This window comes from Pseudomonas sp. 05T35 (assembly GCF_056396605.1).
On record NZ_JBFTLU010000007.1, the window covers coordinates 21,009 to 27,076 of the forward strand.

Sequence of the window (6,068 nt, forward strand, 5' to 3'; positions counted from 1 at the left end):
AAGATAGCCAGCAGCGCCTTGCAGAGCGTTCGCCTGCAGGTAAACTTTTATTTAATCGGGCTCGCGACTGCCCTGAAAGCTGTAACCCGCGCCCGGAATGGTCTTGATCAGCGAGTGCTCGAAACCTTCATCGAGTTTGCGCCGCAGGCGATGGATATGTTTGTCGATGACATTGTCGTTGGGATCGAAGGTGTAATCCCAGGCGCTGTCGAGCAACATGTCGCGGGTGACCACTTGACCGCTATGGCGCATGAGTTTTTCCAGCAACAGCGCCTCACGCTGTTGCAAGACAATGCTACGGCCTTGACGCACCGCCGTACGGGTCGCGCAGTCGAGTTCGAGTTCGCCGACTTGCAGCTTGCGTCCTGTTGCGCTCGGTTGATCGGCGCCGCGAAGCAAGGCGTCGAGGCGCGCCAGCACCTCGGCGAACGCGTAGGGTTTTGCCAGGTAATCGTCGCAACCGGCTTGCAAGCCTTCGACCTTTTGCGCGGTGGTCGACTGAGCACTGAGCATCAACACCGGAATATGCAGGCCGCGACTGCGTATCGCCCGCACCAGGGCGATACCGTCGAGCCCCGGCAGGCGCCGGTCGACAATCAACGCGTCATGAATCCCTTCCAGGGCCATGGCCAGGCCATCGTTGCCGTCTTCGGCGACATCCACCACATGCCCGCTTTCCGTCAAACCACGCAACAGGTAGGTGGCGGTCTGGGCATCGTCTTCAACGACTAGAATGCGCAAGGAGCTTTCTCTCTCAACCTAAACTTTTATTTATCCGGCGGCGACGTTGGCGCCTGCCTGGATTTGACACACTATGCCATCTCTAACCCGTTCAAGTGGCCGGTTCAACTCCCATGACCCACGTTCTGGTCGTCGAAGACGACAACTCCACCGCTCGCGAAATTGAAGCAGCCCTGCAGGACCACGGGTTTACCGTCACCCGTGTGGACAATGGCCGCGACGGTTTGCTCAAAGCCCTCAGCGAGCCCTTCGACCTGATCGTGCTCGACCGGATGCTGCCGGGCGGCATCGATGGGCTGGGCGTATTGACCGCCTTGCGAGCGGCGAGCGTGAGCACGCCGGTGTTGATCCTCAGTGCCCTGAGCGCGCTGGATGAGCGTGTTCGAGGTTTGCGCGCCGGAGGCGATGACTACCTGACCAAGCCTTTCGAATTCATCGAGCTTACCGCACGGCTGGACGCCTTGAGTCGTCGCCGTGCCGAACCCGCCACCCGCGAACCGGACAACCAGCTGCGCGTCGGCAACCTGCACGTCGACCTGTTACGCCGCAGTGTGCGCCGTGGCGACCGAACCATCGACCTGGTTCCGCGTGAATACGCGCTGCTGGAACACTTGATGCGCAACGCTGAACAGGTGGTCACGCGCACCATGTTGTTTGAAGCCGTGTGGAATTACAGCTACGACGAGCGCACCAATGTCATCGAGGTGCATATCGGCCGCCTGCGTCGCAAGATCGACGCCGAAGGTGAGCCGCAGATGATCCATACCATTCGGGGGGCTGGCTATGTTCTCCGTTCACCTGAGTGAGATTCCGCGCACCATCAGTTTTCGCACGGGCCTGATGTTCCTCGGGTTGTTTGGCTGCTCGTTTCTGGCGCTGTTTGGCTACATCTATTGGCAGACCGCGTTTTACCTGAAGACCGAGGCCGACACTGCGCTCTATCGTCAGGTAGAGAATCGCAGCCAGCAAACCCCGCAACTGCGGGAAGAGGAAATCCGCAAACACGCCATTTCGGATACGGAAGGCCGCCTGCCCCACAGTTTGTTCGATGAAAACGGCCAGTACATTGTCGGCGCCATTCATCAACTGCCAGCGTTCAAGAAATATGATCGACCCGCCGAGTTCGACTGGCAAAAAACCAATGATCGCTCCCGTCCGGTGCGGTTTATCGTTCATAAACTGGAAGACGGCAAAACCTTGCTGGTCGCCCAGGATATGCATGATATCGGCGAGTTCGACGAACTTTTGGTCCATGCGCTGGTTTCCGGTGGGGTCCTGCTGCTGGTGGTCGGCCTGTTAGGTGCGATCGGCCTCGGCTACTCCGCGCGGCGCCGACTCGACAAGTTGAGCGACTCGATCAAAGGCATCATCGAGGGCGACTTGAGCAGCCGCTTGCCCACCCTGGGCAACAACGATGACATCGACCGCCTCGCCAACGTCGTCAACAGCATGCTCGATGAACTGGAACGCTTGATGAGCGAAGTCAAGGGCGTCTGCGACGACATCGCCCACGACCTGCGCACGCCCCTGACCCGGCTGATTGCGGGCCTTGAGCGCGCGCAACGGCGGGGTCTGCGCGAGGACGAATACGCCGCCAGCATTGATTCGGCCCTGACCGAGGCCAAGGGTCTGCTGATGACGTTCCGTGCCTTGCTACGCATTTCCGAAATTGAAGACAGCGCACGACGCAGCCACTTTGCGCCGGTCGATCTGAACCTGATCGGCGCCGATGCCACCGAACTCTATGAACCACTGGCTGAGGAGCGCGGCATCAGCCTGGCGTTCCATGCCGGCGCGCAGCCAACACTGATCGCTGGCGATGCGCAACTGCTGTTCGATGCCTGCTGCAACCTGCTGGACAACGCGATCAAGTTCTCACCCGACCATAGCAGCGTCAGTCTCAGCGTCATCAGCGACGCAACGGGCATCGGTATTCGGGTAGTCGATAACGGTCCGGGAATTGCGGAAGACGAGCGCGAGGCGGTATTTCGCCGGCTCTATCGTTCAGAACTGAGCCGTCACACACCCGGCAACGGGTTGGGCTTGAGCATGGTCTCGGCCGTGGCGCGGTTGCACGCCGCCTTCCCGACGACCTCGCACGAGGTCTTGGCGCAGGCCTCTCTGATCGATGGCAATGCAATTAAAATCAAACAATTAGCTGTCGTTAAGGGTGGGTTAAGCGTTCCAGCGAAATTTTCACATTCGTTTCACTTATCCCCCACTTGCCCGCCTCTACATTGATCATCACAAATCGACCTTCAATGCTCGCGTTTTCCGTGAACTGTCTATCCTGACTGCTTGAACGGAATCGACATTCTTCGTCTCAATACGACTTACAGGTGAAAGGCGTGGTTAATACTGTATTACCCAAGGACTCGCCTAAACGAGCGGTCAAAAAACGGTTTCTGAAGGTCACGCTGGCGGCGTCGGCGGTGATAGTGGCCGCTCTGGTCACGGGGTTCACCTTGTGGCCCCGGTCTCCAGCGATGCTGGCGGAAAGTGATCACATGGCAACGGCTGGCGTATTCCAACACTGGCAGGCAGGCGATGTGGTGGTGCTGGTTCGACATGCCGAACGCTGCGATCAGTCGAAAAACCCGTGCCTGGGCCCGGCCGATGGCATTACCCAGGTAGGCAGCGCGGCATCGACGGACGTCGGCAAGGGGTTCAACGCCCTGGGCATGGACCATGCGGATGTGTTCAGCAGCCCGGCGACCCGCACGATGCAAACCGCGCAGTACATGTTTGGCAAAGAGGCGTCGAATCAGGAATGGCTGGCCCAATGTGGCAAGACCATGCGTGACGATGTGGTCGCACACAAAACGGCACATCGCAACCTGGTCCTGGTCACGCACAGCGGCTGTATCAGCGACTTCGAGAAACAAACCGGCTTCAAGCATGCTCCCACCAGTCAGTACACCAGCTCCCTGTTCGTTTCGGTGACGGCTGACGGGCAGTTGAAAGTGCTCGGCATTGTGAATTCCGGGGACTGGCCAACCGTGCTGGATAAGCGATTCGCCAGCAAATAATACGGTTCGCCAGGACACGCCAGCGCTGTTAACGAACTCAAAAAACAAAGCCAATACGGCAGTTCGCCAGCGCTCGCGTACATTCGAAACAAATTGAATAACTTTATTTTTTTCAGCGAGTTACTGAAAATCCGGGGATTTCACGCTTGAATGCCTGTTTGGGGGAAATCCTCAATGGAAGACTCGACGCTCCACTTGTAGCATGCGGTGCCCGCTCACAACGGCTCACCCACCTACACCCGTCCAGTCCGCTGCCAGGAGGCCCAGAAATGTCATGCGTCGACTTTATCCTTTTGCCGAGTAATGCGACCGGCTCGCCACAGCGATGCCTGCGCCCCTGCACGCGTCTTTGTTGAAGAAGAGCGGCGCAGCATCGAACGTCGTAACCAAAACACCAAAAACCGAGCAACGTCTTCCGGTATCAAGGCCGTCCCATGAAGCGAAAAATAATACTCGTCACGTATCACTTTACTGATTGCTCACGCAGCAATCCGAACCGCCGAATGAAGTCGCAGGGAGCACGAGTCAAATGATCAAGCGCTGGGCTCTACCCTGCCTGTTATTGGCCTTCGGTCTGTTCTACCTGTTGCCGATGGTCGGCCACGGGCTATGGATTCCTGACGAACCCCGTTACGCGCAGATCAGCCAGGAGATGTTGCTGAGCGGTGACTGGGTGTCTCCGCACTTCATGGGCTTTCGCTACTTCGAGAAGCCCATTGCCGGTTACTGGATGATTGCCATCGGTCAGGCGATCTTCGGCGAGAACCTGTTTGGCGYGCGTATTGCCTCGGCAGTCGCCACCGRCCTGAGCGTGTGGTTGGCGTATCTGATCGCCCGTCGCCTGTGGAACGATCCGCGCAAAAGTTTCGCTGCCGCCCTGCTCYACATGAGCTTCGGCCTGATCGCCGGCCAAGCTGGCTACTCCAACCTCGATCCGCAGTTCACCTTCTGGGTCAACCTGAGCCTGGTTGCCCTGTGGTTTGCCCTGGATAACAAAACCCCACGCAGCAAACTCGGGGCCTGGGCCTTGCTCGGCTTCGCTTGTGGCATGGGTTTCCTGACCAAGGGCTTCCTTGCCTGGCTGTTGCCGGTGTTGATCGCACTGCCTTACATGATCTGGCAAAAGCGCTTTGGTGAACTGCTGCGCTATGGCCTGGTAGCGCTGGTCGTCGCCATCATCGTCAGCTTGCCGTGGGTACTGGCGATCAATAGTCACGAACCGGATTTCTGGCGGTTCTTCTTCTGGCACGAGCACATTCGCCGGTTCGCCGCCGAAGATGCCCAGCACACCCGGCCGTGGTGGTTCTTCCTGCCGATCATGGTGGTTTCGAGCCTGCCGTGGGCGGCCCTGTTGCCATCGACACTGGTTCAGGCCTGGAAAAACAAGACTCAGAACACCACCGGCTTCCTGTTACTGTGGATGCTCCTGCCGCTGGTATTTTTCAGCCTGAGCAAAGGCAAGCTACCGACGTACATCATGCCGTGCCTGCTGCCGCTGGCCTTGCTGATGGCCAGTACACTGATCGATCTGGTGAGCGAGGCCCGTGGCCGGGCGATTCGCATCAACGGCCTGATCAACGTCGCGATCGCGACGATTGCCCTGATTGTCCTGATCTATCTGCAGATCACCAGGCCGATCTTTGAAAACACCGAAATGTTCACCCTGTCGCTGGGCTTCATCGTGCTGGCCGGCTGGATCATCGCCAATGCCCTGCAAGCTCTCCGGCCGCTGGCCTATTGGGCCACTCCGGCGCTGGGAATCTGGCTACTGGTCGCCCTGCTGCCAGCCGCCATGCCTGCAGTCATCGTCAACAGCAAAATGCCTGACCAGTTCATCGCCGAGCATGTTCAGGAATTGAGTGAGACCACTTCGCTGCTGAGTAACGACCTGGGCGCGGCTTCGGCATTGTCCTGGCGCCTGAAGCGCCCACAAGTTGACCTGTACAACACGGTGGGCGAGTTGAAGTACGGTACTGATTTCCCTGAAGCCGCACACCGCAAAGTTGATATGGACAGTGTCCAGCAATGGATGACCGAAGCCCGTAAAAAGGGTTCGGTGGGTGTGGTCATGCGGGTGAAAAATGCCCTGGAAGAGCAGGAAGTCTTGCTGCTGCCGATCGATGGCAAGCACTACAAACGGGGCGAACTGGAGATCCTGATTTTCCCGAAACTGCCCTGACGATTCCTGATGCGCCAGTTTACCGGGTGACGATCTACAGATCGTCACCCGGCAAGTAGATGATCTGCATTTTCTGCCCCCCGGCGCACAGGTCGCGGCGCTCAAAGGCACGGCACAAC

5 protein-coding genes are annotated in these 6,068 nt (G+C 58.4%); 4 read left to right on the forward strand and 1 reads right to left on the reverse strand.

All coding sequences use genetic code 11. The annotated features are described in order from the left end of the window. Positions 1-51: 51 nt before the first annotated feature. The gene (locus AC1DH9_RS01150) at positions 52-741 is read right to left on the reverse strand and encodes a response regulator transcription factor (protein WP_427540131.1); all 690 of its coding nucleotides are present in this window, start codon (positions 739-741) and stop codon (positions 52-54) included. 113 nt (positions 742-854) lie between these two features. Here AC1DH9_RS01150 and AC1DH9_RS01155 point away from each other — a divergent pair, with 113 nt between their 5' ends. From AC1DH9_RS01155 to arnT, 4 genes are all read left to right on the forward strand, one after another. Further along, the gene (locus tag AC1DH9_RS01155; RefSeq protein WP_427540128.1) at positions 855-1,547 is read left to right on the forward strand and encodes a response regulator transcription factor; all 693 of its coding nucleotides are present in this window, start codon (positions 855-857) and stop codon (positions 1,545-1,547) included. Then, positions 1,525-2,982 carry a sensor histidine kinase gene (locus AC1DH9_RS01160; protein WP_477807676.1) on the forward strand — a complete coding sequence of 486 codons (1,458 nt, stop codon included), beginning with the start codon at positions 1,525-1,527 and terminating at the stop codon, positions 2,980-2,982. Before AC1DH9_RS01155 ends, AC1DH9_RS01160 begins: the two co-directional genes overlap by 23 nt. A 107-nt stretch (positions 2,983-3,089) precedes the next feature. Further along, entirely contained in the window at positions 3,090-3,770 is a 681-nt protein-coding gene (pmrG, locus tag AC1DH9_RS01165; protein WP_427540121.1) for a lipopolysaccharide core heptose(II)-phosphate phosphatase PmrG, read from the forward strand. Between the two features lie 529 nt (positions 3,771-4,299). Then, a complete protein-coding gene (arnT, locus tag AC1DH9_RS01170; protein WP_477807677.1) occupies positions 4,300-5,949 on the forward strand; it encodes a lipid IV(A) 4-amino-4-deoxy-L-arabinosyltransferase in 1,650 nt (549 codons plus the stop codon). The last annotated feature ends 119 nt before the right edge of the window (positions 5,950-6,068 follow it).